The sequence below is a fragment of the Streptomyces sp. NBC_00310 genome, assembly GCF_036208085.1.
Lineage (GTDB): Bacteria > Actinomycetota > Actinomycetes > Streptomycetales > Streptomycetaceae > Streptomyces.
Genome location: NZ_CP130714.1, coordinates 3,816,455 through 3,842,363 on the forward strand (window position 1 = coordinate 3,816,455; position 25,909 = coordinate 3,842,363).

Genomic DNA, 25,909 nt, shown 5'->3' on the forward strand with positions numbered 1-25,909 from the left:
ATCTTCTTGGGCCTTCTAGGAGCCGGCCGCCCGGCGCTCACCCGGCGTCCCGCTCCAACGCCATCGCGTGCAGCTTCTCCATCCTCCTCCTGCTCTCCTCGTCGACCGGCACGTACGTCACCATGCGGGGCCCGTGGCGGGGGCCGAGCCAGAGGTCGGTGTGGTCGACGTCGAGGAGGCCGACGTGGGCGTTGCGGTACTGCTTGCGCTTGTTGAAGGTCTCGACGACCTCGTGCCGCTCCCAGGCGGCGCGGAACTCGGCGGACTCGGTACGCAGCCGCTTGAGCAGCGTCTTCCAGGCCGGGTCGGCGAGATGGTCGGCCATCGCGGCGCGCAGCTTGGCCGCGAGGAAGCGGGTGGTCTCCTCCAACTGGACCATGGAGGCGCGCCATTGGGTGTTGGTGTAGGCGAGGATCATGCAGTTCATGTCCTCGGGCGGCACCTCGGAGAGGTCGCAGAAGAGCAGTCCGAAGGTGCGGTTGTGGGCCAGGATGTCGTACCGGCTGTTCTGGATGGAGGCCGGGATCGGCTCCAACTGCTCCAGCAGCGCGTACTGGGCGTCGCTGATCGCGTGGCACCGCGACCCCGGCGCCGGGTCGGCGGTCCCGGCCAGGTTGAAGAGATGGGCGCGTTCGCTGGGGTCGAGGAGCAGGGCGCGGGCCAGCGCGTCGAGGACCTGTCCGGAGACGTGGATGTCGCGGGCCTGCTCCAGCCACGTGTACCAGGTGACGCCGACCGCGGAGAGCTGCGCGACCTCCTCACGGCGCAGTCCCGGCGTCCGCCGGCGGCGGCCCCGGTCCAGGCCGACCTGCTCGGGGGCGATGTGCTCACGCCGGTGACGCAGGAAGGCGGCGAGCTCGTTGCGCCGGATCACCGACTCGGGGGCGGTGGGCGCCCGTTCGCCCGTTCCGTCCCCGCCGCCGCGGGGGTGGCGCGGCGGTGTCCCGGTCCCGGTCTCCGGTGTGGCCGTGGTCGTCATGCCTCCAGGGTGCCGCCCTGCGAAGCCTGTTGCCAGGTACCGCCAGTACCAGGATGAAGAGACTCTGGTACCAGTGTGAGCGGCGCGCGAGCCTGGCTCGTGTGACCGAAAGCCTCACCACACCGACCCAGTCCCCGCCCCCGTCCCCTGTCCGCTCCTCCACCGCCCCGTCCGCCCTGGGCGATCTCGGGCTCTTCACGGTCCTGCTCGGCGCGGCGCTCCCCCTCATCGACTTCTTCATCGTCAACGTCGCCCTGCCGACGATCGGCCGCGACCTCGCCGCGGGCGAGGCCGTGCTGGAGCTGGTCGTCGCCGGGTACGGCGTCTCGTACGCCGTACTCCTGGTGCTCGGCGGCCGGCTGGGCGATCTGTTCGGCCGGCGGCGGCTGTTCCTGTGGGGCATGGCCGCCTTCGGGGTGACCTCGCTGGCGTGCGGACTCGCGCCGGACGCCTGGACGCTCGTGGCGGCACGGGTCGCGCAGGGCGCCGCGTCCGCCGCGATGCTCCCGCAGGTGCTCGCCACCATCCAGTCGTCGACGGCCGGCGCCCGCCGGGCCCGTGCGATGAGTCTGTACGGCGCCACGGCCGGACTGTCCATGGTGGCCGGGCAGATCCTGGGCGGCGTCCTGGTCTCCGCCGATCTCCTGGGCACCGGCTGGCGTTCCGTCTTCCTGGTCAACGTCCCCGTGGTCGTCCTCGGACTCGTCCTCACCGCCCGCTCCGTGCCCGAGACCCGCTCGGCCCGCCCCGAACCGGTGGACGGTCCCGGCACGGTTCTGCTGGCGGTGTCCCTCCTGACGCTCCTGGTCCCGCTCACCGAGGGCCGGGCGGCGGGCTGGCCCCTGTGGACCTGGCTGGCGCTGGCCGTGTTCCCGCTCGCCGCGACCGCCTTCTACCGCGTCGAGCGACGCGCCGACCGTCTCGGCCGTACGCCGCTGGTGCCGCCGAGCCTGTTCCGGCTGACCTCGCTGCGGCGCGGGCTGGTGATGATCCTGCCGTTCTCGATCGGGTTCAGCGGGTTCATGTTCGTCGTCGCGGTGGCGCTGCAGGAGGGCGCGCGGCTCGGGCCGACGGCGGCGGGGCTCGCCCTCTCCCCCATGGCGGTCGTGTTCTTCGCCGTGTCGCTGGCCGGGCCGCGCCTGGTCACGCGGTACGGGACCCGTGTGGTGACGGCCGGCGGTCTGGTCCAGGGCGTGGGCGTCGCCCTCATCGCACTCGCCGTGTGGCGGGCCTGGCCCGAGCCGGACTGGCCGCTGCTGCTCACGGGGGTGGCGGTCGCGGGCGGGGGCCAGGCCCTCCAACTCCCCATCGTCTTCAGGATCATCCTCTCCGAGGTGCCGCCGGCGCGGGCCGGCGTCGGCAGCGGCGTGATGATCACCACCCAGCAGTCGGCGCTGGCGCTGGGCGTGGCGACGCTCGGCTCGCTGTTCCTGGGGCTGGTACCGGGGATGGGGATGCGGGACGCGCTCGTGACGACCCTGCTGGTTCAACTGGCCGGGGTGGTACTGACGGTGGGGCTGAGTCTGCGGTTGCCACGCGTCGTGGGATGACCGGTGGCGTAACCGATGGGATAACTCATCGTTCGATCTCCCCCGTTGATGTTGGTCTTGCCGCACACTCCTCACGGACGCGGAACCGTGAGGGTGTCGGGCTGGAGAGGTCATGCAGCAGATCAACACGAGCAGAGTGAGCCGCTGGGACCAGCACGGGCGGGAGCACACCGTGCGGGTCCAGCGCTCGGGAGTACAGCGCACGATCAGATGCGAGACCTGCGGCTGGCGCAAGGGCGCGCAGTTCCTGCCGTGGCTGAAGGCCGAGGAACACCTCGCCGAGGCCCACCAGGCGACGGTGGACCCGACGGCCTCGTGACGGCCCGGACTCAGGACGGTCCGGACTCAGGACGGTCCGGACTTATGGCGGCCCGGACTCATGACCGCGCGGGCTCATGACCGCCCGGACTCACGACCGCGCGGGGCCGTAACCGTCCCGGCCGGTAACCGCCTTCAGCCGTCAGGCCAGTTGGTCGAGCGCCTCGACGACCTGGTCCATCACCCCTCGCCAGTGCGCCCGTTGACGCTCACGTTCCTCCGGGCCCGCCATGCGTTCCTGGTGGAAGACGAGCACGGACCGGCCGCCGCCGGCCGCCGAGACGGCGACCTGGACGGTCGTGTCGCCGTAGGTGACGCGGATGCGGTCACCGGGACGGTAGCCACGCACCTCGCCGGTGACGCCCGCGTCGGTCTCGTACGGGGCGCCGGGCTCGGGAGAGAGCCGCGCCCCGGCCCCGAGCCACAGCTCCAGCCCGCGCGGCCCGCTGATGAACTCCCATACGGCGGCGGGTGACTGGGCCAGGGTGCGGGAGACACCGACCTGCCATCCGGCGTCCTTGGTGAGTCCGGTGGATCGAGTGGACATGAGGATCACCCTTCTCGTGGACTTCTACTCGACCGGGTCGACCCCGGAGCGGCGCACGCGGTGGGCGCGGACCTTGTGGCGGTTGCCGCAGTGCTCCATCGAGCACCAGCGGCGGCGGCCGGGCCGGGAGGTGTCGACGTAGAGGAGGTAGCAGCGGTCGCCGGCGCACATGCGGATCCGTTGCGCGTACGGCCCGGTGAGGAGCTCGACGGCGTCGCGGGCGACGGTGGAGAGGAGCTGCGCGCCGGTCGCCGGCCCGGCGGCCCAGCCCCGGGTGCCGTCCGCGCCGATGGCGGGGGCGAGCGGCGGGTGGGCGGCGGCTTCGTTCAGGAGGTCGACGTCGGCGGTGTCCGCCGGGGCTATGCCCAGCTCGGGGAGCCCGCCGCCGCAGACACGGGAGACGACCGTACGGGCCAGCGCGTCGCGCAGCCGGCGGGCGTACGCCACGTCGTCGTCGGTGAAGTGGAGGGCGGGGGGTGTGGGGGTGAGCCGGGACTGATCGGCCCATCGGACCAGGTCATCGGGGGTGTGCAGCACCTCGTGGCGGGTCAGGGCGCCGGGGCCGCCGGTGACGAGGAACTCCAGGCAGAGGGCGCCCGGATCGAACCGGTAGACGTTCCCGGAGTAGGACCGCAGGCGGATGCCCGACACTCCCGACACCTCCTTCGAGGTCGATGCCCTGGACGGCGAACCATGTAACCAATATAACCGGTTACATGACTGCCGCACTGAACTGGAAACTGGTCATCGACACGCGGGACGCCCAACCCCTGGCCGACTTCTGGGCCGCGGCGCTCGGCTACGTGGTGGAGGACCCGAGCACCCTGATCAGCCACCTCCTCTCCACGGGCGACCTCCCCCAGGCCGCCGTCACCGAGCACCACGGCCACCACGTCTTCCGCGGCTACGCCGCCGTCCGCCACCCCGACGACCCGTACGACCCCTTCACCGGCATCGGCAAGGGCCGCCGCCTCCTCTTCCAGGACGTCCCCGAACCCAAGACGGCCAAGAACCGCCTCCACATCGACATCCACTCCGGCCCCGACGGCCTGGAGGCTCTCACGGCCCGCCTGGAGACCCTGGGCGCCACCCGCGTCGAGGAGTTCGACAGGGGCCCGGCGGGGCATTGGTGGGTGATGCGGGACCCGGAGGGCAACGAGTTCTGCGCGGCGTAGGCGTGGGCGTCGACCGGGCGGCGGTGACATGATCGCCTCTCGACCAGGGGGAGGTTCGCGGTGGGGAGTCGGAGTTGGACGCCGAAGGTGCGCGAGGCGCTGACGGCTGCCGGCTGGGCACCGGGCAGGAAGGTCGACACCGGGGCCTGGCGGACGCTGTTCGCGGAAGCGGGGCTGGTCATGCACGAGGCCGCCGAGAGTTTCCTCGCGGAGTTCGGCGGGCTGTACGTGAGCGTGCACGGCCCCGGGATCAGTGTCGCCCGGACTCCCTTCGAGTTCGATCCCGAGCTGCTGGTCGGTGAGGAGGGCCGGTTCGAGGAGTGGGGCGAGGAGATCGGGCGTCACCTCTTTCCCCTGGGCGAGCTGGACGAGGGGCGGCACTTCCTCGGCATCGACGAGTTCGGCGAGATCTATCTCGTCGAGATGTGGGTGGGCAGTTTCGGCCGGATGCCGGAGGCCATGGAGAACCTGGTCCTCGGGGTCAAGCCGCGCCGCCTCACCGGCTGAGTCAGGCTGACCCGTGCGGGAGCGCCATGCGTCCCGGAGGCCGCGACGGAGTCGGCCACCGCCACGGCGACCGGCTCCCGCCAGGAGGCCCTCACCCGCTGGACCGCCCTCACCGACGCCACGGTCACCCCGCTCGGGACTGCGGCGCACCACTCCCCCCACCGAACGCGCACGCCCCACCTCACCGGAGCCTCCCCTGCCGTGCGCCCGGTTCAGGCCCGCAGCCCCCGCATCACCAACTCCACGACCGCCTCGAACTGGGCCTCGATGTCCGGCTGTCGCCAGACGGGGGCGTAGGAGGGGTCGTGGAAGCGGGCGGTGGCGTGGAAGACGGCTCGGGCAGCCGGGGCCGGGGCGGTGGAGGTGAAGGTGCGGGCGTCGACGCCGGACTGGACGATCCGGGCCAACTGGCCGGTCAGGTCGGCGATGTGGGCGCCCACGGCCTCGCCGTTCTCCTCCGCCAGGACCTGGTACGTGGCGAACAGCTCGGGGTCGTCGCCGGCCTTGCGGCGCTTGGCCTCGAAGAGGGCGGCGAGCCAGGCGCGCAGCCGTGCCTCCGGGTCGCGGTCCTCGGCGGCGATGGCGGTCAGGGTCGCCGTCGTACGGTCCAGCCAGCGCTTGGTCACCGCCTCCCGCAGCACCGCCTTCGTGCGGAAGTGCCGGTAGACGCTCCCATGGCTGACACCGAGCGCGCGGGCCACGTCGACCACGGTGGCCTTGGCGGGCCCGTGGCGGCGCAGGACGTCCTCGGTCGCTTCGAGGATGCGCTCGGCGGTCAGGGGCTCGGAGGTCGGTGACATGGAGGGAACCGTACCCGGCGGACGGATCAGCGCTCGCTGTCGAGGTGTGCCATCTGGGCCGCGGGGTACCGGTCGCCCGCCGCCGCGTCGGCCGGTACGGCGTCCTCGATCGCCGCGAGGTCGGCCGCGTCCAGGGTCACCTCCAGCGCGCCCAGCGCCTCGGCCAACCGGTCCCGGCGACGGGCCCCGACGAGCGGGACGACGGTCGTGTCGTGGCGCGGCCCCTGCGACAGCACCCAGGCGATCGCGATCTGCGCGACCGACACCCCCTTCTGCTCGGCGACCTTCCGCAGCGCCTCCACCAGGTCCAGGTTCCGCTGGAGGTTGTCCCCCTGGAAGCGGGGCGAGAACGCCCGGAAGTCGTTGGCCGCCAGCCGGCGGTCACGGGCGAAGTGCCCGGAGATCAGGCCTCGCGAGAGAACCCCGTACGCCGTGACCGCGATGCCCAGCTCGCGCGTCGTCGGCAGGATCTCCTCCTCGATGCCGCGTGAGATCAGCGAGTACTCGATCTGGAGGTCCGCGATCGGGGCCGTGGCGGCCGCGCGACGGATCGTCTCCGCGCCCACCTCGCTCAGGCCGATGTGGCGGACATAGCCCTTCTCCACCAGTTCCGCGATCGCGCCGACCGTCTCCTCGATCGGCACGTCGGGGTCGACCCGCGCGATCCGGTACACGTCGATGTGGTCCGTGCCCAGGCGCTGGAGGGAGTACGCGGCGAAGTTCCGCACCGCCGCCGGGCGGCCGTCGTACCCGGACCAGCCTCCGTCCGGGTCACGCAGCGCCCCGAACTTGACGCTGGTCAGCGCCTGCTCCCGGCGGGCGGCGGGCGCGGCGCGCAGGGCCTCGCCGATCAGCAGTTCGTTGTGGCCCATCGCGTAGAAGTCGCCGGTGTCGAGCAGGGTCACGCCGGCTTCGAGGGCCGCGTGGATCGTCGCGATGGACTCGGCCCGGTCGGCGTCGCCGTACAGCGCGGACATGCCCATGCAGCCGAGGCCGAGGGCGGAGACCTGGGGGCCGGTGGATCCGAGGGTGCGGGTCTGCATCGTGGTCGTCATGCCACCACGATGACATGACAGCTGACAGATTTCAATATCTGTCAGCTGTCATGTGTCAGAAGTCGGGCGTCGAGTGTCAGGCGGCGAGTGTCGGGAGCCACCCGTCAGACGCCTCCTCACTCGTCACTCGTCACCCGTCACCCGTCACCCGTCACCCGCCGACCCTCAGCCCTGTCGACCCTCAGCCCTGTCGCAGCGGTATCGCCAGGTCCACCACCTGCCGCCCCTTCCCGAAGCTCCCCGTCGAACTCGCCTTTCCTGTCAGCAGGTTGATGCTGAACACTCGCGTCCCCGTCACCGCGTACCCGGCGTTCACCCCGCTCCTCGCCGAGCTGTAGATGTCGAACCCGGAGCGCGGCGGCGCGTCGACGCCGAGCTTTCCCGTGGGGGCGAGGTTGCCCGCGTTGGCCGGGGACTGGACGGAGACCTGGTCCTGCGTGGTGTCGAGGTCGAAGAGGGTGGTCGCGGTGGTGGCGTCGAGGTCGTTGTTCGTGTACGCCGCCCCGGTCACCCCCTGAGCCGTGGCCCCGGCCGTGGCGGGCGGGACCGGCGGGTTGGTGAGGGTGCCGTCGACGGCCGTGGTGCCGGCGGCCGGGGCGCCCTGGGGGTCGTCGAGGTTGTGGCGGAGGTTCTGGCCGGTGTCGCTGATCACGCGGAGGCGGTTGGCGGCGGGGTTGAAGTCGACGCCGTACGCCTCGCCCTGGAGGGCGACCGTGAGCTGGGAGACCTTGGTGGCCTTGGCGCCCACCTCGCGGAGGGTGTAGATGCCGCCCTTGTCGCCGACGCCGTACAGCTTGTTGTTCTGGACGCGGTAGTCGATGCCGACGAGCCTGGTGTCGCCCTTGAGGCCGCCGACCTTGCCCAGCGGGACGGCCGCGCCCGGCCTGTCGACGCGGAAGACGACGAGCCGCCGGTCCGCGGTGAGGCCGATGGCCTTCAGCCCGCCGGGCACCCGCGCCCCGCCGCCGAGGCCGCCCCCCTTGGACTCGACGCCGGTTCCGATACCGGCGGCGTCGCCCTCCGAGGCCCCGGCCGACGCCGGGGATCCACCCAGGGCCCCGGAGCCGACCGCGCCGACCGTCCCGATCGCCACCGCCATCGTGAGTACACCGATGATCGCTTGCTTGCGCATGTAAGCCCCCGTGAGACGCGCGGCCCGCCCCCTGCGGGCCGCATGCCTCTCCTTCGGAACCGGGGCAGGTCCGGATTGGTGGGTCGTACGAGGAATATCCGGGTACTACCGACGTTTCCGTGTCGTTCTGTTGGACACCGTTCATCCGCTCTCGGAGAATTCGAGGTGCCTGTCACCGGCCCCGCGGCCCCAGGAGGGCGTATGACCATCCGCATCGCCACCTTCAACGCCGAGAACCTCTTCCGCCGGCCCCTGGTGTTCGGCCTCGACGACGAGGAGCGCCGCAAGGAGATCCTGGACGACTTCAACGAACTGGTCGGTCTCCTCGACAAGGAGATCTACCAGGACGCGGACAAGGAGCGGATCGCCGAGCTGATCGTGAAGCACGACGCGCACGACTCGGAGCCCGGCAGCGAACGGCCGTTCTTCGTCAACCAGCCCCGAGGCGGCGCCAAGCTCTACACGGTCTCCCCGACGGGCAGTCCCGTCATCAAGATCGTCGCCAAGGGGCGCCCGAAGTGGTCCGGTTGGGCCGACCTGGTGCGGGGCGACCTCAGCTGGGACGCGGTGGAGAACACCGCCCGGGTGATAGCGGAGGTGGACGCGGACATCCTGCTCACGGTCGAGGTGGAGGACCGCCTCACCCTGGACCGTTTCAACACCCAGGTGCTGGGCGGCGCGGTGGGCCACGACCCGTACCCGTTCAACCTGCTCGTCGACGGCAACGACAGCCGGGGCATCGACGTCGGCATCCTCAGCCGGTTCCCGATCACGTCCGTGCGGTCGCACATCTTCGATCCCGGCGCCGACGGCAACCCGGTCTTCAGCCGGGACTGCCCCGAGTTCGAGGTGGAGGTCGGCGGAGAGCCCCTGTGGATCCTCGGCAACCACTTCAAGAGCAAGGGCTTCGGCCGCGCCTCCGAGAACGACAAACGCCGCAAGGCCCAGGCCAAGAGGGTCGGGGAGATCTACGAGGCCGCCCTCGAACGCTCCTCGCGGGTCGTGGTGGCCGGCGACCTCAACGACTTCCTCGCCAGTCCCCCCGTCAAGCTGCTCCTCGACGCCGGCCTGCGCGAGGCCATGACCCACGAGAGCTACGGCACCCAGCCTCCGGGCACCCACGGCACCGGCAAGCGGGACGAGCAGAAGCTCGACTACCTCATGTTCAGCCCGGAGTTGTGGGACCGGGTGACGAACGTGGGCGTGGAGCGCCGGGGCATCTGGGCCCCGAGAACCTTCCCGTCCTTCGCCACGGTCACGTCCAAGGCGAACCAGGCCTCCGACCACGCGGCCCTGTTCGCGGACCTGCGCATCTGAACCAGGCCCTGTGAACGCCGAGTTCCCCGCACCCCGAAGGGGCGCGGGGAACTGCGCGACCAGCCACGGACAACCAGCGGCCGGCCCATCACCCGAGCCGGGCAGACGCGAACCCGGCGACCGGCATCACGCGCCGATGAGGCGAGCCGCGAGGTAACCCTCGATCTGGTCCAACGAGACCCGCTCCTGCTTCATCGAGTCCCGCTCACGCACCGTCACCGCGTTGTCGTCGAGCGTGTCGAAGTCGACGGTCACGCAGTACGGCGTACCGATCTCGTCCTGGCGACGGTAACGGCGCCCGATCGCACCCGCGTCGTCGAAGTCGATGTTCCAGTTCTGCCGCAGCGCCGCCGCGAGCCCCTTCGCCTTGGGGGACAGCTCGGGGTTGCGGGACAGCGGAAGGACCGCCACCTTCACCGGGGCGAGGCGGTGGTCGAGGCGCAGCACCGTCCGCTTCTCCAGCTTGCCCTTGGCGTTCGGCGCCTCGTCCTCGGTGTACGCGTCGAGGAGGAAGGCCAGCATGGTGCGGCCGACACCGGCGGCGGGCTCGATGACGTACGGCACGTACCGCTCGCTCGCCTCCTGGTCGTAGAACGACAGGTCCTGGCCGGAGGCCTTGGAGTGGGCGGAGAGGTCGTAGTCGGTGCGGTTGGCGACGCCCTCCAGCTCACCCCACTCGTTGCCGCCGAACTGGAAGCGGTACTCGATGTCGGCGGTGCGCTTGGAGTAGTGGGAGAGCTTCTCCTGCGGGTGGTCGTACCAGCGCATGTTCTCCTCGCGCAGACCCAGGCCGGTGTACCAGTTCCACCGCTCCTGCATCCAGTACTCCTGCCACTTCTCGTCCTCGCCCGGCTTGACGAAGAACTCCATCTCCATCTGCTCGAACTCGCGGGTGCGGAAGATGAAGTTGCCGGGCGTGATCTCGTTGCGGAAGGACTTGCCCATCTGGGCGATGCCGAACGGGGGCTTGCGGCGCGAGGTGGTCTGCACCTGGGCGAAGTTGGTGAAGATGCCCTGGGCGGTCTCGGGGCGCAGGTAGGCGATGGAGCCGGTGTCCTGCGTGGGGCCGAGGTGGGTGGAGAGCAGACCCGAGAACTGCTTGGGCTCGGTGAACTGGCCCTTGGTGCCGCAGTTGGGGCAGTTGACGTCCGCGAGGCCGTTCTCCGGCAGGCGGCCCTTCTTCGCCTCGTACGCCTCTTCCAGGTGGTCCGCGCGGAACCGCTTGTGGCAGGAGGTGCACTCGGTGAGCGGGTCGGAGAAGGTGGCGACGTGACCGGAGGCGACCCAGACCTCGGAGGCCAGGATGACGGACGAGTCGATACCGACCACGTCCTCGCGCGACGTCACCATGTAGCGCCACCACTGACGCTTGATGTTCTCCTTGAGCTCGACACCCAGCGGTCCGTAGTCCCAGGCGGCACGCTGGCCGCCGTAGATCTCGCTGCACGGGAATACGAAGCCACGGCGCTTGCTCAGGCTGACGATGGTGTCGATCTTGTCGGCGGCCACGGTGCTCTCTTCATTACGACGACGGGCGACGAAGCGATGCGCTCCTGCGGGGCAGCGGATGCGCTTCAGAGCGAATGCTTCAGATTACCGGCGGAGGCTGCCCTGCAATCAAATCGGTTCGGGTCCAGACCGGACATAGGCCTTACCAAGGGCTTACCACCAGGCTTGTTGACAATCGTTTCCAGACAAGATGAAAATGACTGTCATGAACGTAGTACGACGACGAGTCCTGATACCCGCGGCCGCGATCGCGGCCGCCGCCCTGAGCCTCACCACTCTCTCGGCCTGCTCCACCGACAGTGCCGCCGCAGGCAACACGGACAAGTTCGACGTCGTCGCGTCGTTCTACCCGATGGCCTTCCTCGCCGAGCAGATCGGCGGGACACACGTGAACGTCACCAGTCTGACCGAACCCGGCCAGGAACCGCACGACCTGGAGATCAGCGCCCAGCAGACGGCCGCGCTCCAGGAGTCGGACGCCGTGCTCTACCTCAAGGGCCTGCAGCCCTCCGTCGACGACGCGGTCTCGCAGTCCGAGCTCAAGACGAAGATCGACGCCGGCACGCTGACCGCCATGGAGCACCACGGCAACGAGGTCGGCGGCCACGCGGACGAGCACGACGAGCACGAGAACGAGGAACTGGCCGGCAAGGACCCCCACGTCTGGCTCGACCCCGTGAAGTACGCCGAGATCGCCAAGGGCGTCGGCGCCGCCTTCGAGAAGGCCGACCCGGACCACGCCTCGACGTACAAGACCAACACCGAGGCCCTGGTCGAGAAGCTGGGCGCGCTGAACGACCAGTTCGAGAACGGTCTGAAGAACACCGACACCAAGGTCTTCATCACGACCCACGCAGCCTTCGGTTACCTCGCCGAGCGTTACGGCCTCACCGAGGAGGCCATCTCCGGCCTCGACCCCGAGTCCGAGCCGAGTGCCGCCCGGGTCAAGGCACTTGAGAAGATGGCGAAGGCCGACGGCGTGACCACCGTGTTCTACGAGACACTGGTCAGCGACAAGACCGCGAAGACCATCGCCGCCGACTCGAACCTCAAGACGGACGTCCTCGACCCGATCGAGGGCATCACCGAGAAGTCGCGCGGCAAGGACTACTTCTCGGTCCAGGAAGCCAACCTCACGGCGCTCCGGAGCGCTCTGGGAGCCAAGTGATCACTCGGAGGCAGCAGGCATGAGCGAGCCCGTCATCGCGTTGCGCGGTGTCCGCGCCGAACTGGGCTCGCGCACGGTCCTGCGCGGCATCGACCTCACCGTGCACCGCGGTGAGGTCGTCGCGCTGCTCGGCGCGAACGGCTCCGGCAAGTCCACCGCCGTACGCACGGTGATCGGACAGGTACCGGCCAGTCACGGCGAGATCGAGCTGTTCGGCACCCCGCGGCGCCGCTTCCGCGACTGGCGGCGCCTCGGGTACGTGCCGCAGCGCACCACGGCGGCGGGCGGTGTCCCGGCGACGGTGACGGAGATCGTGGCCTCGGGCCGCCTCTCCCGCACCCGCCTCGGCATCCTCCGCAGGTCCGACCACGAGGCGATCCGCCGGGCCCTGGACATGGTCGGCATGGCGGACCGCGCCAAGGACTCGGTGAACGCCCTCTCCGGCGGCCAGCACCAGCGCGTCCTCATCGCCCGTGCCCTCGCCTCCGAACCCGAGCTGCTGATCATGGACGAGCCGATGGCGGGCGTCGACCTGGCCAGCCAGGAGGTGCTGGCCGCGACCCTGCGCGAGCAGGTCGCCAAGGGCACGACGGTGCTGCTGGTCCTCCACGAACTGGGCCCGCTGGAGCCGCTGATCGACCGCGCGGTGGTGCTGCGCGACGGCTGCGTCGCCCACGACGGCCCGCCCCCGAAGGCGGTCGGCCAGCACGCGCTGCCCGGCCACGACCACGTACACCCGCACGCGGCGCCGGGCACCGAGCCCGTCCGTACGGGCCTGCTGAGCTGAGAAGGCGATCGCGATGGACATCCTCAACTACGCCTTCATGCAGCGGGCCCTGCTCGCCGCCGTCCTCGTCGGCATCACCGCCCCCGCGATCGGCATCTACCTCGTCCAGCGCCGCCAGGCCCTCATGGGCGACGGCATCGGCCACGTCGCGATGACCGGCGTGGGCCTCGGTTTCATGCTCTCGTGGTCCCCGGTGTGGATGGCGACGCTGGTGGCCGTGCTGGGTTCGGTCCTGATGGAGCTGATCCGCTGGTACGGCAGGACACGCGGCGACATCGCCCTCGCCATGCTCTTCTACGGCGGCATGGCGGGCGGTGTGATGCTCATCAACCTCGCGCCCGGCGGCACCAACGCCAACCTGATGTCGTTCCTCTTCGGCTCGCTCTCGACCGTGTCCCAGCAGGACATCACCGCGATCTGCGTCCTGGCCGCGTTCGTGATCGTGATGACGCTGGCCCTGCGGCGGCAGCTCTTCGCGGTCAGCCAGGACGAGGAGTTCGCCCGGGTCACCGGCCTGCCGGTGCGCGCGCTGAACCTGCTGACGGCGGTCACGGCGGCGGTGACCGTGACCGTCGCCATGCGCGTCGTCGGGCTGCTGCTGGTGTCCGCGCTGATGGTCGTCCCCGTCGCCGCCGCGCAGCAGCTCACCCGCAGTTTCGCGGCCACCTTCGCGGTCGCCGTCGCCCTCGGGGTCTCCGTGACCATCGGCGGCACGGTCACCTCGTACTACCAGGACGTGCCGCCCGGCGCGACGATCGTGCTGCTCGCCATCGCCGCCTTCATGGTGCTCACGGCGCTGGCGACACCGCTGGCCAGGCGGCGGGCCAAGGCCCTGGAAGCAGCCGCCGGCGACCCGGCGGAGTGTGTGATCCCGGGGGCCCGTGAGGCCGCCGGGGCGGGGGGCGCCAGGGACACGGTTCCGGCCGGCAGGGGCTCCTCCGAGGCGTCCACGGGCTGACCGGCGTCCGACCGGGGGCGCTCCGGGCTGGCACAATGGCCCGGCAAGACCCCGCTACGTGAGGAGGCAACGGTGACGACCGCTGGACCTGTACGAGGTCGTTCCACCCGGCAGCGGACGGCCGTGGCCGCGGCACTGGACGAGGTCGACGAGTTCCGCAGCGCGCAGGAACTCCACGACATGCTCAAGCACAAGGGCGACTCGGTCGGGCTCACCACCGTGTACCGCACGCTGCAGTCCCTCGCCGACGCGGGTGAGGTCGACGTCCTGCGCACCTCCGACGGCGAGGCCGTGTACCGCCGCTGCTCGACCGGCGAGCACCACCACCACCTCGTCTGCCGGGTCTGCGGCAAGGCCGAGGAGGTGGAGGGACCGGCGGTCGAGAAGTGGGCCGACGCGATCGCCGCGGAACACGGCTTCGTGAACGTCGCCCACACGGTGGAGATCTTCGGCACCTGCGCGGAGTGCGCGGCGAAGCCGTCCGCTTAGGGCGTCGCGGCCGAGGCGGTGCTCCGGCTCGTTCCGATGGAGGCCCCGCGACCTGGTCGGGGTCGTCGCCCTACAGCCGGGTCAGGCCTTCGCGGTCGAGGACGGCGCGGAGCCGGTCGGCGTCGGCGGGGTCCATGAGGCCCCGCTTCGGCAGCACGGTGAGGCGGGGCGCGTGGGCGCCGGTGAGGAGAACGAAGGTGCGCGGGGTCTCCGCGTACCGGGACACCTGTGACCAGCGGGCCGGACGGTCGATGCCGTGGTCGTGCCGGACGGTCACGCCCCACAGGTCCAGCACGGTGCGGTGCAGTCCTCGGGCCGCCGCCCGCCGGTGCAGCAGGCGGGCCTGGAGCCGGGGCGGCAGGACGAGTCCGACGACCGCCGCCACCGGCATCACGAGGACCTGGGCGTCAGGCGTACGGCCCGACGCCAGCGCCACGATCGTCACGAGCGCGCCCGCCCCGGCGGAGAACAGCAGCAGCCCCTGCCCCCACCGGCCGACGGCCGAGGCGCGCGTGGACGCGCGGACCGCCTCACGGAAGTCCCCGACCGCCGCCCGGTACACCAGCTCGACGTTCTCCCCACCGGCCTCGGCCAACGGTCAGTCCTCCGTCCGGCCCTCCATCGCGAGGAGTTCCTCGTTCGGGATGGCGCCGCCGAAGCGGCGGTCGCGGGAGGCGAACTCCAGGCAGGCGCGCCACAGGTCACGGCGGTCGAAGTCGGGCCACAGCACGTCCTGGAAGACCATCTCGGCGTAGGCGCTCTGCCAGAGCAGGTAGTTGGAGGTGCGCTGCTCGCCGCTGGGGCGCAGGAAGAGGTCGACGTCCGGCATGTCCGGGTAGTACAGGTACTTCGCGAAGGTCTTCTCATTGACCTTGGAGGGGTCGAGCCGGCCCGCGCGGATGTCCTCGGCGAGGGCCTGGGCCGCGTCGGCGATCTCGGCGCGGCCGCCGTAGTTCATGCAGAAGTACAGGGTGAGCAGGTTGTTGTCCTTGGTCTGCTCCTGGGCGACCTGGAGTTCCTTGGCGACCGACTTCCACAGCTTCGGCATGCGGCCCACCCAGCGGACCCGGATGCCGAGTTCGTCGAGCTGGTCGCGGGTCTTGCGGATGAAGTCGCGGTTGAAGTTCATGAGGAAGCGGACCTCGTCGGGCGAGCGCTTCCAGTTCTCGGTGGAGAAGGCGTAGAGGGAGATGTTGCGGACGCCGATCTCGATCGAGCCCTGGAGGACGTCCAGCACCCGCTCGGCGCCGACCTTGTGCCCCTCGGTGCGCGGCAGCCCGCGCTCCTTGGCCCAGCGGCCGTTGCCGTCCATGACGATCGCCACGTGCTCCGGGACCAGCTCGCCGGGGAGCTTGGGCGCGCGGGCGCCGGACGGGTGCGGCGTCGGCGTCTTGTACTCGCGGCGCTGACGCCCGAGGAACCCGCGTACCACCATGTGCTTCTCGTCTCCTCTGTGGTGCTTACGACTTTTCCACGTACCGAAGGGAGCGCAGGCCGCGCTCCAGATGCCAGTGCAGATAGGCGGACACCAGCCCGCTGCCCTCCCGCACGTGCCGCGGCTCGCTCGCGTCCGCGGTCTCCCAGTCTCCCGTAAGAAGCGCGGCGAGCAGTTCCAGCGTCTGCGGCGAGGGTACGACGCTGCCGGGCACCCGGCAGTCCACGCAGACGGACCCTCCGGCGGCGACGGAGAAGAACCGGTTCGGTCCGGGCATGCCGCACTTGGCGCAGTCGCTGAAGCTGGGGGCGTAGCCGTTGACGGCGAGCGAGCGCAGCAGGAAGGCGTCGAGGACGAGGTGCGGCGCGTGCTCGCCGCGGGCGAGGGTGCGCAGCCCGCCGACGAGCAGCAGATACTGCTGCACGGCGGGCTCGCCCTCGTGGTCGGTGAACCGCTCGGCGGTCTCCAGCATGGCCGTCCCGGCGGTGTAGCGGGCGTAGTCGCTGACGATGCCGCCGCCGTACGGAGCGATGGTCTCGCTCTGGGTGCACAGGGGCAGTCCGCGTCCGATCAGCTCGCTGCCCCGCGCGAAGAACTGCACGTCCACATGGGAGAAGGGTTCGAGTCGCGCCCCGAACTTCGACTTCGTCCGCCGCACCCCCCGGGCCACGGCCCGCACCCGCCCGTGACCACGAGTGAGCAACGTGATGATGCGATCCGCTTCACCGAGCTTCTGGGTGCGCAGGACGACGCCGTCGTCGCGGAACAGGCTCATGCCGCCCATTCTCGCCCACGGTCACCCCTTCAAGGGACCTCGCCTCTGCTGCGGGCGTTCTCGTACGCGGTCGCCGCGCGCAGTCGTTCTATGGTCGTGGCGGCCCGTACGGCGTCGGGGGCGCAGTCCCACTCCCTTCCTCCGCCGACCGGCCGCAGCTGTACGTACGGCCCCTCGTGGCCCATGACCCGGCCGACTCTCCCGGTGCGGGTGTCGACCGCGTAGGTACCGATCGCCGGCTTCTTCCCGTTACCGCTCACCGCAGGGCCGCCGCCGAAATGCCCGGTGAGGGGAGAACAATTCCCGCCCTACCGGCCGTCCGCCGCAATTCCTCCACCGATTCCTCCGCCTCTTCGACGCGTCCGCCGAGTGTCGTCCCCCGAGCCCTTCTCCTCCTGCCTTCGCAGTGCTCCCCCGCACCATCGAATTTCACTCTTCGCGTCTTGTCGGTGACGTGCCGTGTCTAAACTCGGCAGGAGTCTGTCCTGTACAACTTCCGGTCGGCACAAAAACGTTGGACCTTGACCGAAAGACCCGGACCTGCGCACAAATGCCGCGTATGTGAACGGTCGGGCCCGGGTTCCGCGCACGAGGATGCCGGGCGCCGACGCGGACCGGCGGTCGGCCTTCCAGGCGGCCCGTCCCGCGCACCTGTGGACCCCACGGCTCTCGCACCGCATCGTCACAGGTGGTCCTCACTCAGGTGGGGAATCTCCGCGTTGTCCACCTAAGATTCCCTTTGGTTCCCCCGTTTTCCGACAAGTCGCGGGCGCATCACGCGTCATGGGAAACCACTCGGCGTAGATGAGCGTCGAACGTTGCGTGAGCAACCGCTGTCCCGGCGGTCCGACAGCACGGAAGATGGGGACCCGTGGAGCTGGAATTCCGACTGCTCGGCCCGGTCGAGGCCTGGCACGGTGACAGACCCCTGCGGCTGGGCGGCCCGAAACCGCGGGCGCTGCTGGCCGTACTGCTGCTGCGGGCCGGCCAGGTGGTGCCCGCGGACGCGCTGGTGGACGTGATCTGGGGGGACGAGCCCCCGGACACCGCGCGGGCGCTGGTGCAGACGTATGTGTCGGCGCTGCGCAGGGCGCTGCCCGCCGAGGCGGCGGAGGCGATCGAGACCCGGCCGCCGGGCTATGTGATGCGGCCCGGGGTCGGACGGGTCGATCTGGCGGAGTTCGAGGCGCGCACCACCGACGGGCGGCGGGCCTCGGCCGACGGCGACCACGCCCGGGCCGCCCGGCTGCTGCGGGAGGCGCTGGAGCTGTGGCGCGGGCCCGCGCTCGGCGGGGTCGGGGAGGCGCTGCGGGGTGAGGCCGGTCGGCTGGAGGAGGCCCGGCAGGCGGCCCTGGAGGAGCGGATCGCCGCCGAGCTGGAGGTCGGCGGGCACGAGGCGGAGCTGGTCACCGAGCTGACCTCGCTGGTCGGCGCGCGTCCGACCCGGGAGCGGCCGCGCGGACAGCTGATGCTGGGCCTGTACCGACTCGGGCGGCAGGCCGACGCGCTGGCCGTCTACGCGCAGGGGCGGACCGCGCTCGCCGAGGAACTGGGCCTCGACCCGGGCCCGGAGCTGAACCGGCTGTACGAGGCCATCCTGCGGGCCGACCCGGCCCTGCTCGCCTCCACCACCGCCGTCGCTCCGCAGCCCGCCGCCGTACCCCGGCCCGTGTCCCTCCTGCCGCCCGCCATCGGGGACTTCACCGGCCGGGAGGAGGAACTGGCGCGGGTGGTCCAGGGGCTGACCGGCGAGCGGGAGGCGATGCCCGTCGTCGTGGTCTCGGGGGCCGCCGGGGTGGGCAAGTCCGCGCTCGCCGTCCAGGCCGCGCACCGGGTGGCCGGCGCGTACCCCGACGGACAGCTCTACGCCGAACTGCACGGCTTCAGCGAGCCCGTACCGCCCGCCGAGGTCCTGGGCCGGCTGCTGCGGGCGCTCGGCGCGGACCCGCCGGAGGACACGGCCGAGCGCGGCGACCTGTTCCGCAGCCTCGTCGCCGGGCGGCGGATCCTGCTGGTCCTGGACGACGCGAACGGTGAGGCCCAGGTACGGCCGCTGCTGCCGGGCAGTGCCACCTGCGGGGTCCTGGTGACCTCACGGGCCCGGCTCGGCGGGCTCGTCGGGGCCCGGCGCACCGACCTGGACGTCCTGGACGACGAACGCGGCCTCGAACTGCTGACCAGGGTCACCGGGCCGGAACGCACCCCGGACGACCCGCGCGAGCAGGCCGCGGCACGGCGGATCGTGGAGCTGTGCGGTGGTCTGCCGCTGGCCCTGCGGATCGCCGGCGCCCGCCTGGCGACCCGGCGGCACTGGACGCCCAGCGTGCTCGCCGAGCGCCTCGCCGACGAACACCGCCGCCTCGACGAGCTGTCCGTGGGCGACCTGGAGGTGCGGGCCGGTCTCGGCCTCAGCTACCGGGCGCTCGACGAGTGCGCCCGCCGCGTACTGCGCCGGATCGCCACGCTGGGCTCGGCGGACGTCGCCGTGTGGACGGTGGCCGCGCTCTCCGGCACGCCGGAGGACGAGGCCGAGGAGATCCTGGAACGCCTGCTGGACGCCCAGCTGATCGCCTGCCCCGGCACCGACCAGGTCGGCCAGCCCCGCTACCGCCTGCACGACCTCGTCCGCGTCTACGCCGCCGAGCGCGCGGAGACCGAGGACCCCGTCGACGACCGCACGGCGGCGGTGGGCCGGGCGTTGACCGCCGGTCTGTGGCTGATGGACCGGGTGACGGAGGCGGCGCCCTCGGGTGCTGTGATCCTGAGGCAGGGTTTCAGACGAGCGCCCCTGAAGGGGCGCGGGGCCGTGACACATGCGGCTCCGCCGCGCGGGCGCGAGCAACCACGGACAACCGGCGGCCGCGAAGCAACCGAGCACACCGCCCCGGTAGGCGGACAGACCGCCCGCCGAGCCCTGGAAGACCCCTTCGCCTGGTTCGACGCGGAGGCCGACGCCCTCACCACCGCGGTCGAGCGCGCGGCGGCGATGGGCCTCCACACCCTCGCCTGTGAAGCCGCCGCCGCGCTCTGCTCCTCCTCGTTCGCCATCAAGAACCGCTTCGACGCCTGGTGGCGCAGCCACGATGCCGCCCTGGCGGCGGCCCGCCGCGCCGAGGACCGCTCGGGCGAGGCCCTGCTGATCATCGGTCTCGGCCAGCTGCGCTACGAACAGGACCGCATCGCCGAGTCCCAGGAGTACTTCCGCACCGCCGAACGCATCTGCACCGAACTCGGCGACGTACGCGGCCGTTCCGCCGCCCTCGCCGGCCTCGGCAGCGCCTGCCGCGAGGTGGGCGAACTACGGGACGCGGAACGGGCCCTGACCGACGCGGCCGACGGCTTCCGGCGGATCGGCGACGACACCGGCGTCGGGGTCGCCTGCCGGTACGGCGGTTCCGTACGCCTCGAACTCGGCGACCAGAAAGGCGCGTTCCCGCTGCTCGACGAGTCGCTGCGGGCCTACCGGCGGCTCGGCAGCAGGCGCGGCGAGGCCCTGGCGCTGCGCACGCTCAGCCTGGTGCACCGCTCCCTCGGCGCGTACGAGGAGGCCGCGCGCGTGGCCGAGCAGGCACTGGAGATCCTGCGCGCCCTCGGCGACCCGCACATGGCGGCGTACGCCCTACGGGCCCGGGCCAAGGCCCGGCTGCGGCTGGGGCACGTCCGGGAGACGGAGACGGAACTGCACGAGATCCTGGAGGTCTGCCGGGTCCACGAGGACCGCTTCGGCGAGGCCCTGACGCTGCGCACCCTCGGCGAGTGCGCGCTGGCCGACGGCCGGCTGACGGACGCGGAGGGGCTGCTGACCGCCTCCGCCGCCCTCTGGGGCGTCCTCGCCCTGCCCCTGCCCCGGGCCCGCGCCCTGCGCAACCTGTCCGTCGTACGGGCCGCGCTCGGCGATCAGGCCGGTGCCGACGCGCTGCGGGCCGAGGCCATGGCGGTGTTCGACGCCTGCGAGGCCCGCGAACGGCACGAGCCCTGGCCCTGGGTGTGACCCGCGAGCGCCGCGACCGGAGGGCCGGGGCCGCGCCGGGTCGCACACCGACCGGCCGGTAGGCCGGAGAAGGTGCCCAAGTCGGCCAGGCCGAAACCCGCTTGCGGCGGACTTGCAGAGAACTTCCAGCGGAGTGCGCCATTCTCGGTGTTCTCGGGGGAACAACGGATCGGCCGGGCGACCACCGCCCGGCCGGTCGGCCCACCGGAGCGCACAGGGGACGGACCGGTGGGAACGTGACAACAGTGGGTTCGGAACAGCAGGACGGGCTGGGGGAACGCCCGGCACCAGGCCGCAGACCACCACTCAAGGGGGGAAGCCCCCGGGGAGGGACATCAGGGGATCAAGTCCCTCCCCGGGGTGCTGCCACGCACCCCGCCGCATCACACCTCCCGCCCGGTGGAAGACGACCCATGCCTTCGATCATCCTCATGAGCGACCCCGAGGTCGCCGGCGTTCCGGTCCAGGACTGCGGTGAACCCCTGGTCGACCTGAGGGAACTGCCGTTCGTGGTGGTCGACTCCCGCCAGGCCGACCCCGAGGGGTCGTACGCGCACCTGCGCGAGGGCGTCGCCTGGCGTCTCGCGCGCGCCGCCCGGCTGCTGCCCGACGGGCTGCGGCTGCTGGTCACCGAGGGGTACCGGCCGCTCGCGCTGCAGATCGAGTACTTCGAGAGGTACGCCGCCGAACTGCGCCAGGCCAACCCGGACTGGTCGGAGGAGTACCTCCGCGTCCAGGCCAGCCGTTCCCTCTCCCCGCCGGAGATCGGGCCGCATGTCGCCGGCGCCGCGGTCGACCTCACCCTGTGCACCGCCGCCGGGGAGGAGCTCGACATGGGCACGCGTCTCGACGCGAGCCCCGAGGAGAGCGACGACGCCTGCTACACCGACGCGCCGAACATCTCCGACACCGCCCGCCGCAACCGCCGCGTCCTGAGCGCGGCCCTCACCACGGCCGGGCTGGTCAACTACCCCACCGAGTGGTGGCACTGGTCGTACGGGGACAGGTACTGGGCGCTGATGACGGGCGCGCCGAACGCGCTGTACGGACCCGCGCGGACCGGTCCCTAGCCCGCGGCACGCCGGGCGTCCGTGGCTTCGCGCGCCCGCCGTCCCTACCCGTCCCATCCCCGAGGGCTGCACCCCGTCTCCCGTTGTCGCCTCGGCGGCAAACCCCGTAGCGGGGGTCAGGGGCAGCACCCTGCGGATGGGGCGGGCAGGGGTGGCGGGGGTGGCGTCGTCCGCGGGGCGGGTCAGGCGGGTGGTGCCGCGAAGACGTTCAGGAGGGTGTCGACACGCAGCCGCAGATCGGCGGAGTCGGCGCCGGTGACGACGGCGGACACCGCGTCGGCGCGTGCCGAACGCGCCAGACGGACCCGGACGGTGCCGAGGAAGCCGTCGAAGGCGTGCGTGTACCAGGCGGCCGGGTCCCGGTCGTTCGTGTCGTCCGTCGTCGCGAGGGCCGCGGTGAGCGCGTCCCAGTCGATGTCCTCGACGGCGTAGGGGTCGCGGGTGACGTAGTGGGAGAGCTGTTCCAGGAGCGGGCGCACGCTGTCGGCGCGGACCCGGCCGCCGAGGTCGTCGGGGCCGTGAGGGCTCGGGCAGGTGTCCTCGTCGTCCGCCGGGACGTACCCGGGCAGGCCTCCGCTCACCGCCCTCCGGTCCCCTCTGACGACGTACAGGTACGCCCAGAGGTCCAGTTGACGGACCGCGTACGCGGGGTCGTAGGCCGCCGTGGGGAGTTGGGGGACGCGTTTGCGGCCGGTCGCGTCGAGGCGGTACGGCACGTCGAACGCCTCCCGCCAGCGGGCGAGTGCGGGCTCGTAGCGGGCCTCGGCCTCCGCCGGCTCGATCTCCAGGTAGTGCGCGATCTGCTCCCAGGTCGCGCCGCGCTCGCGTTCGTAGACCACCGCCCGGCTCAGGACCCCTCGCGCGGCCTCCACCAGGCCGGCCGCCTGGCCGGCCCGGCCGCCGAGCCCGGTGTCCACGTCGTTGCGGGTGGCCACCAGGCCCATCGCGCCGCCCGCGGTGCCCCTCGCCGAGGAGGAGAGGGCCAGTCGGGCGAGGGCCTCACGGGAGAAGGCCGCGCGGTCGGCGTCGTACGGGGTGGGATCCGGGAGCGTCACGGCGGTCAGGGTGGCACGGGCGATGGGGGCGGGTCGCCTGATTTTCCGGTTGATTTACCGGTTGCGCGGACTGATCCGGTTGCTCCACCTGCACCGCCTGCGCACCGCCTGCGCACCGCCTGCACCACCTGCACCGCCTGCACCTCCTGCGCGCCACCCGCTCCGGTGGTCACGGTCGCTCAGTGGTGCACGGGGATGGTCAGGCCCCGAACCGTCGTACGTACCGCCGCTGCCAAGGGGTCTCCACCGCGTGCCGGTCGTAGTGCCGGCGTACGTACGCCACGGCTTCCTCCGGCGGTACGCCGTCCAGCACCGCCAGACAGGCCAGCGCGGTGCCGGTACGGCCCCGGCCGCCACCGCACGCGAGCTCGACCCGGTCGTCGGCCGCCCGCTCCCACGCGTCCCGCAGCACCCGGGCCGCCTCCGCCCGGTGACCGGGCAGCCGGAAGTCGGGCCAGCGCAACCAGCGGGACTCCCAGGGGACTTCGGGCGGCTCCTTGCCGAGGAGGTACACGGCGTACGTGGGAACTGGTCCGTCGGGGAGCGGCCGGCGCAGCCCCCGGCCGCGCACCAGCCGGCCGGAGGGCAGCCGCAGTACACCGGCGTCGGCCGGGTCCCAGGGTCCGGGCACCGCTCCCATGGGCTACCCCACCCCCCGCGAGGCCTGCGCCGCCCTCGTCTCGATGCCCCTGAAGTGGTCGGACATCGCCTGTCGCGCGCCCTCGACGTCCCGGGCGCGGAGGGCGGCCACGATGTCGCGGTGGCGGCGGACGGTCAGCTCGGGGGTGGGGTCGTCGGTCCAGCCGCGGGCGCCGGCGACACGCAGGAAGACGGTCCAGAAGGCGCCGAGGAGCTGGGGGATGAGCGCGTTGCCGAGGGAGGCGTAGAGGAGTTCGTGGAAGTCGCGGTCGAGTTCGGCGACGGGTTCGCCCGCCCTCCCGGCCGCCTCCATCCGGTCGACGACGGCCGCGAGAGCGTCCAGTTCGTCCTCCGTGAGGGTGCCCGCGACCCGTCGTACGAGGCCGTCCTCCAGGACCTCGCGGACCTGGAGGATCTCGGCGAGCGCGGCGGTGTCGCCGTCGGGCCGGGCGAGGGTGCGGAAGGTGAGCCCGTCGACGAGGGGGGTGAGGGAGGCCTCGCCGACGTAGGTGCCGTAGCCGTGCCGGATGTCGACTATGTCGAGGGCCTGCAGGGCTTTGAGGGCCTCGCGGACGGAGTTGCGGCTGACGCCGAGGTCCTCCATCAGCTCCGTCTCGGTGGGCAGGGGCGCGCCCGCCTGGAGCTTGCGGTCGAGGATGAGCTGCGTGACCTCGCGCTGGATCTGGCTGCTCACCCGACGCTCGGGCCGGCGCCGGCTCCCGCTCTCCTGAGACATGCGCCGCATCGTACGCTCGCCGGACATCCGACGTCCCACCTCCGGACGGAAACCACGTGGACTGACCAGGGGAACGCCAGGTTAACGCCCCGTGTCACCCCCGGGAAATCTTCTCCTAACGGCCCCTCAACCGTCCTTATTTCATACCGGTGTTGATCCGCCATTGGTCGCACCTTTGGCACGTACGCCATTCGTGTGCGATCACTTGACCGCCCTCACCGGTGCTTTTAGGGTCACGCTGCTCCCTACAGGACGTAGGACGTCGTATCTCCCTCCCTGGAGGAACCGTGCGCGACGTGATCCGTGACGCCCCGGCGCCGACCCGCCGGTCGCTCCTCAAATACTCCGGCGCGCTGGGCGCGGCCGCCGCCGTCTCCTCGTCGCTGGCCGCCTGTTCGGCCGGGCCGGAGTCCACCAACGACACCGGCTCGGGCGGCGGGAAGAACGGCACCCTGACCGCCGTCATCGGCTACGGCAACGACGGCAGCTGGGACCCGACCCAGACCGCGTCGGCCTTCTGCATGGCCGCGAACAACCACGTCTACGAAGGCCTCCTCGACACCGACCCCCTCTCGCGCGAGCCGTACGCGGCGCTCGCGACGGCCGTGCCGAGCGACCTCGACGGCACGTCGTGGACGTTCGAGCTGCGGCCCGGCGCCACCTTCCACGACGGCGAACCGGTGACCGCCGACGACGTGGTCTTCGTGTACGAGCGCATCCTCGACCCCGACACCCAGACCCTCGCCAAGGGCTTCTTCGCGAGCTGGCTGAAGGAGGTCAGGAAGATCGACGCGCGGAATGTCGAGCTGGTGCTCAAGTTCCCCTTCCCGGACGGCCTTTCCCGGCTGACGCTGGCGAAGATCATGCCGAAGCACGTCTTCTCCCGGCCGGGTGCCTGGGAGGAGGCCATCAAGGGCAGGGCGATCGGTTCGGGGCCGTATCGGCAGACCGCGCACCATCCGAAGTCCAACACCACGTTCGAGGCGTACGCCGACTACAACGGCCCCCGCCCGGCGGCCTTCGCGAAGATGAACTGGCTGACCATCGTGGACGCGGCCCCGCGCGTCGCGAAGATCTCCGGCGCGAGCGCCGGCGCGCAGATCGCCGACAACATCCCGTACGCCAATATCGGGCAGCTGGAGAAGGGCGGCATGTCCGTCCAGGGCGGCTCCGGGATGAACAACCTCTTCCTCATGTTCAACACCCGGCGCACACCCTTCGACGACGTACGGGTGCGGCAGGCGCTGCATTACGCGATCGACCGGGACAAGATGATCGAGGTGGCGCTGAAGGGGCACGGAAAGCCGGCGAGTTCCTTTCTCAACGAGGGGAATCCGAGTTACCGGCCGGCGAAGAACGTGTACGCGTACGACCCCGACAAGGCGAAGGCGTTGCTGGCGGAGGCCGGGGTGAAGGGCCTGAGGATCGAGATCCTCGCGGTGAACGTCAGCTGGATCGTCGACTGTCTGCCGACCGTCAAGGCGTCCTGGGACGCGATCGGCGTCGAGACGACGCTCTCGCCGCAGGAGACCACCGCGGTGTTCACGAAGATGGACCAGAAGCAGGACTACCAGGTGGTCGCCGCCGCCTCGAATCCCAATCAGTTCGGACTCGACGCGGATCTGATCATGCACTACAACTACGGGCCGCAGAACCTGTGGATGCAGTACGCGCGGTGGGCCGACAACGCGGTGGCCAAGGGGCTCTTCCGGGACATGGACCGGGCGACGCGGGAAGCGGACGCCGACCGCAAGAAGACGATGGTCCAGGACTACATCGACGTCGTCGCCGAGCAGGCCGTGCTGTATCCGGTGGTGCACAACGAGTTGATGACCGCCTGGAATCCGAAGCGGCTCAGCGGGATAAGGGCGCAGCCGTACCCCGGTATCAACCTGCTTCAGGCCAAGTGGGTTTAGC

At 71.5% G+C, this 25,909-nt stretch carries 26 protein-coding genes; 12 read left to right on the forward strand and 14 right to left on the reverse strand.

Annotated features, from left to right (window positions below; genetic code table 11):
• Positions 1–37: 37 nt before the first annotated feature.
• Complete coding sequence (locus OG202_RS16745; protein WP_327729780.1) at positions 38–979, reverse strand: MmyB family transcriptional regulator; 942 nt, start codon at positions 977–979, stop codon at positions 38–40.
• Positions 980–1,080: 101 nt separating this feature from the next.
• Here OG202_RS16745 and OG202_RS16750 point away from each other — a divergent pair, with 101 nt between their 5' ends.
• Entirely contained in the window at positions 1,081–2,529 is a 1,449-nt protein-coding gene (locus tag OG202_RS16750) for an MFS transporter (RefSeq protein WP_328223026.1), read from the forward strand.
• 112 nt (positions 2,530–2,641) lie between these two features.
• Entirely contained in the window at positions 2,642–2,848 is a 207-nt protein-coding gene (locus OG202_RS16755; protein ID WP_326582918.1) for a hypothetical protein, read from the forward strand.
• Between the two features lie 141 nt (positions 2,849–2,989).
• Here the strand turns inward: OG202_RS16755 and OG202_RS16760 are convergent, their stop codons facing one another.
• Positions 2,990–3,394, reverse strand: a complete 405-nt coding sequence (locus OG202_RS16760) for an SRPBCC family protein (protein WP_326582917.1) — start codon at positions 3,392–3,394, stop codon at positions 2,990–2,992.
• A 24-nt stretch (positions 3,395–3,418) separates the two neighbouring features.
• A complete protein-coding gene (locus OG202_RS16765; RefSeq protein ID WP_326582916.1) occupies positions 3,419–4,045 on the reverse strand; it encodes a CGNR zinc finger domain-containing protein in 627 nt (208 codons plus the stop codon).
• 65 nt (positions 4,046–4,110) lie between these two features.
• On the opposite strand from OG202_RS16765, the gene OG202_RS16770 reads away from it, so the two are divergent.
• On the forward strand, positions 4,111–4,569 hold the full coding sequence (locus OG202_RS16770) for a VOC family protein (RefSeq protein ID WP_327729778.1): 459 nt from the start codon (positions 4,111–4,113) through the stop codon (positions 4,567–4,569).
• 60 nt (positions 4,570–4,629) lie between these two features.
• On the forward strand, positions 4,630–5,076 hold the full coding sequence (locus OG202_RS16775) for an SUKH-3 domain-containing protein (protein WP_326582914.1): 447 nt from the start codon (positions 4,630–4,632) through the stop codon (positions 5,074–5,076).
• Positions 5,077–5,288: 212 nt separating this feature from the next.
• On the opposite strand, the gene OG202_RS16780 is transcribed toward OG202_RS16775, so the two are convergent.
• The 3 genes from OG202_RS16780 to OG202_RS16790 all read right to left on the reverse strand — a co-directional run bounded on the left by OG202_RS16780 (position 5,289) and on the right by OG202_RS16790 (position 8,063).
• Complete coding sequence (locus OG202_RS16780) at positions 5,289–5,876, reverse strand: TetR family transcriptional regulator (RefSeq protein ID WP_326582913.1); 588 nt, start codon at positions 5,874–5,876, stop codon at positions 5,289–5,291.
• 26 nt (positions 5,877–5,902) lie between these two features.
• Positions 5,903–6,931, reverse strand: a complete 1,029-nt coding sequence (locus OG202_RS16785; protein WP_326582912.1) for an aldo/keto reductase — start codon at positions 6,929–6,931, stop codon at positions 5,903–5,905.
• A gap of 181 nt (positions 6,932–7,112) precedes the next feature.
• A complete protein-coding gene (locus tag OG202_RS16790) occupies positions 7,113–8,063 on the reverse strand; it encodes a DUF4394 domain-containing protein (RefSeq protein ID WP_327729776.1) in 951 nt (316 codons plus the stop codon).
• A gap of 201 nt (positions 8,064–8,264) precedes the next feature.
• Here OG202_RS16790 and OG202_RS16795 point away from each other — a divergent pair, with 201 nt between their 5' ends.
• Positions 8,265–9,380 (forward strand): endonuclease/exonuclease/phosphatase family protein, encoded by a 1,116-nt coding sequence (locus OG202_RS16795; RefSeq protein ID WP_327729775.1) that lies wholly within the window; start codon positions 8,265–8,267, stop codon positions 9,378–9,380.
• Between the two features lie 126 nt (positions 9,381–9,506).
• On the opposite strand, the gene OG202_RS16800 is transcribed toward OG202_RS16795, so the two are convergent.
• Positions 9,507–10,889 (reverse strand): glycine--tRNA ligase, encoded by a 1,383-nt coding sequence (locus OG202_RS16800; RefSeq protein ID WP_327729774.1) that lies wholly within the window; start codon positions 10,887–10,889, stop codon positions 9,507–9,509.
• A 205-nt stretch (positions 10,890–11,094) separates the two neighbouring features.
• Here OG202_RS16800 and OG202_RS16805 point away from each other — a divergent pair, with 205 nt between their 5' ends.
• The 4 genes from OG202_RS16805 (at position 11,095) to OG202_RS16820 (ending at position 14,291) form a co-directional block, all read left to right on the forward strand.
• Complete coding sequence (locus OG202_RS16805) at positions 11,095–12,057, forward strand: metal ABC transporter substrate-binding protein (RefSeq protein WP_327729773.1); 963 nt, start codon at positions 11,095–11,097, stop codon at positions 12,055–12,057.
• A 19-nt stretch (positions 12,058–12,076) separates the two neighbouring features.
• On the forward strand, positions 12,077–12,844 hold the full coding sequence (locus OG202_RS16810; protein ID WP_327729772.1) for a metal ABC transporter ATP-binding protein: 768 nt from the start codon (positions 12,077–12,079) through the stop codon (positions 12,842–12,844).
• 13 nt (positions 12,845–12,857) lie between these two features.
• A complete protein-coding gene (locus OG202_RS16815; RefSeq protein ID WP_326582901.1) occupies positions 12,858–13,802 on the forward strand; it encodes a metal ABC transporter permease in 945 nt (314 codons plus the stop codon).
• A gap of 72 nt (positions 13,803–13,874) precedes the next feature.
• A complete protein-coding gene (locus OG202_RS16820) occupies positions 13,875–14,291 on the forward strand; it encodes a Fur family transcriptional regulator (RefSeq protein ID WP_326582900.1) in 417 nt (138 codons plus the stop codon).
• Between the two features lie 70 nt (positions 14,292–14,361).
• Here OG202_RS16820 and OG202_RS16825 read toward each other — a convergent pair whose 3' ends face one another.
• Genes OG202_RS16825 through OG202_RS16840 form a run of 4 tightly spaced genes read right to left on the reverse strand, consistent with a single transcriptional unit; the run spans position 14,362 to position 16,761 of the window.
• On the reverse strand, positions 14,362–14,886 hold the full coding sequence (locus tag OG202_RS16825; RefSeq protein WP_326582899.1) for a YcxB family protein: 525 nt from the start codon (positions 14,884–14,886) through the stop codon (positions 14,362–14,364).
• 3 nt (positions 14,887–14,889) lie between these two features.
• Complete coding sequence (locus tag OG202_RS16830; protein ID WP_326582898.1) at positions 14,890–15,726, reverse strand: isoprenyl transferase; 837 nt, start codon at positions 15,724–15,726, stop codon at positions 14,890–14,892.
• A gap of 25 nt (positions 15,727–15,751) precedes the next feature.
• Positions 15,752–16,501: a DNA repair protein RecO gene (gene recO, locus OG202_RS16835; RefSeq protein ID WP_326582897.1), complete on the reverse strand. Its 750-nt coding sequence runs from the start codon at positions 16,499–16,501 to the stop codon at positions 15,752–15,754.
• A 29-nt stretch (positions 16,502–16,530) separates the two neighbouring features.
• On the reverse strand, positions 16,531–16,761 hold the full coding sequence (locus OG202_RS16840) for a hypothetical protein (RefSeq protein WP_326582896.1): 231 nt from the start codon (positions 16,759–16,761) through the stop codon (positions 16,531–16,533).
• A gap of 611 nt (positions 16,762–17,372) precedes the next feature.
• Between OG202_RS16840 and OG202_RS16845 the strand changes: the two genes are divergently transcribed.
• Together OG202_RS16845 and OG202_RS16850 are read left to right on the forward strand one after the other, a co-directional pair.
• Positions 17,373–20,492 (forward strand): AfsR/SARP family transcriptional regulator, encoded by a 3,120-nt coding sequence (locus tag OG202_RS16845; protein ID WP_328223028.1) that lies wholly within the window; start codon positions 17,373–17,375, stop codon positions 20,490–20,492.
• Positions 20,493–20,905: 413 nt separating this feature from the next.
• Entirely contained in the window at positions 20,906–21,562 is a 657-nt protein-coding gene (locus tag OG202_RS16850; RefSeq protein ID WP_327729770.1) for a M15 family metallopeptidase, read from the forward strand.
• 182 nt (positions 21,563–21,744) lie between these two features.
• Here OG202_RS16850 and OG202_RS16855 read toward each other — a convergent pair whose 3' ends face one another.
• The 3 genes from OG202_RS16855 to OG202_RS16865 all read right to left on the reverse strand — a co-directional run bounded on the left by OG202_RS16855 (position 21,745) and on the right by OG202_RS16865 (position 24,001).
• Positions 21,745–22,617, reverse strand: coding sequence for a hypothetical protein (locus tag OG202_RS16855; protein ID WP_328223029.1), 873 nt, complete (start codon positions 22,615–22,617; stop codon positions 21,745–21,747).
• A 199-nt stretch (positions 22,618–22,816) separates the two neighbouring features.
• The gene (locus OG202_RS16860) at positions 22,817–23,257 is read right to left on the reverse strand and encodes a protein-tyrosine phosphatase family protein (protein WP_327729769.1); all 441 of its coding nucleotides are present in this window, start codon (positions 23,255–23,257) and stop codon (positions 22,817–22,819) included.
• Between the two features lie 3 nt (positions 23,258–23,260).
• The gene (locus OG202_RS16865; protein ID WP_326585832.1) at positions 23,261–24,001 is read right to left on the reverse strand and encodes a FadR/GntR family transcriptional regulator; all 741 of its coding nucleotides are present in this window, start codon (positions 23,999–24,001) and stop codon (positions 23,261–23,263) included.
• 278 nt (positions 24,002–24,279) lie between these two features.
• Here OG202_RS16865 and OG202_RS16870 point away from each other — a divergent pair, with 278 nt between their 5' ends.
• Positions 24,280–25,908 carry an ABC transporter substrate-binding protein gene (locus tag OG202_RS16870; RefSeq protein ID WP_327729768.1) on the forward strand — a complete coding sequence of 543 codons (1,629 nt, stop codon included), beginning with the start codon at positions 24,280–24,282 and terminating at the stop codon, positions 25,906–25,908.
• Position 25,909 lies beyond the last annotated feature (1 nt).

What these genes read in the sequence shown, in the direction of transcription:
- OG202_RS16770 (WP_327729778.1), top strand. Translation starts at nt 4,111, where the DNA reads ATGACTGCCGCACTGAACTGGAAACTGGTCATCGACACGCGGGACGCC.
- OG202_RS16785 (WP_326582912.1), bottom strand. Translation starts at nt 6,931, where the DNA reads ATGACGACCACGATGCAGACCCGCACCCTCGGATCCACCGGCCCCCAG.
- OG202_RS16790 (WP_327729776.1), bottom strand. Translation starts at nt 8,063, where the DNA reads ATGCGCAAGCAAGCGATCATCGGTGTACTCACGATGGCGGTGGCGATC.
- OG202_RS16865 (WP_326585832.1), bottom strand. Translation starts at nt 24,001, where the DNA reads ATGCGGCGCATGTCTCAGGAGAGCGGGAGCCGGCGCCGGCCCGAGCGT.
- OG202_RS16810 (WP_327729772.1), top strand. Translation starts at nt 12,077, where the DNA reads ATGAGCGAGCCCGTCATCGCGTTGCGCGGTGTCCGCGCCGAACTGGGC.
- recO (WP_326582897.1), bottom strand. Translation starts at nt 16,501, where the DNA reads ATGAGCCTGTTCCGCGACGACGGCGTCGTCCTGCGCACCCAGAAGCTC.
- OG202_RS16780 (WP_326582913.1), bottom strand. Translation starts at nt 5,876, where the DNA reads ATGTCACCGACCTCCGAGCCCCTGACCGCCGAGCGCATCCTCGAAGCG.
- OG202_RS16850 (WP_327729770.1), top strand. Translation starts at nt 20,906, where the DNA reads ATGCCTTCGATCATCCTCATGAGCGACCCCGAGGTCGCCGGCGTTCCG.
- OG202_RS16760 (WP_326582917.1), bottom strand. Translation starts at nt 3,394, where the DNA reads ATGTCCACTCGATCCACCGGACTCACCAAGGACGCCGGATGGCAGGTC.
- OG202_RS16860 (WP_327729769.1), bottom strand. Translation starts at nt 23,257, where the DNA reads ATGGGAGCGGTGCCCGGACCCTGGGACCCGGCCGACGCCGGTGTACTG.
- OG202_RS16745 (WP_327729780.1), bottom strand. Translation starts at nt 979, where the DNA reads ATGACGACCACGGCCACACCGGAGACCGGGACCGGGACACCGCCGCGC.
- OG202_RS16805 (WP_327729773.1), top strand. Translation starts at nt 11,095, where the DNA reads ATGAACGTAGTACGACGACGAGTCCTGATACCCGCGGCCGCGATCGCG.
- OG202_RS16830 (WP_326582898.1), bottom strand. Translation starts at nt 15,726, where the DNA reads ATGGTGGTACGCGGGTTCCTCGGGCGTCAGCGCCGCGAGTACAAGACG.
- OG202_RS16755 (WP_326582918.1), top strand. Translation starts at nt 2,642, where the DNA reads ATGCAGCAGATCAACACGAGCAGAGTGAGCCGCTGGGACCAGCACGGG.
- OG202_RS16795 (WP_327729775.1), top strand. Translation starts at nt 8,265, where the DNA reads ATGACCATCCGCATCGCCACCTTCAACGCCGAGAACCTCTTCCGCCGG.
- OG202_RS16815 (WP_326582901.1), top strand. Translation starts at nt 12,858, where the DNA reads ATGGACATCCTCAACTACGCCTTCATGCAGCGGGCCCTGCTCGCCGCC.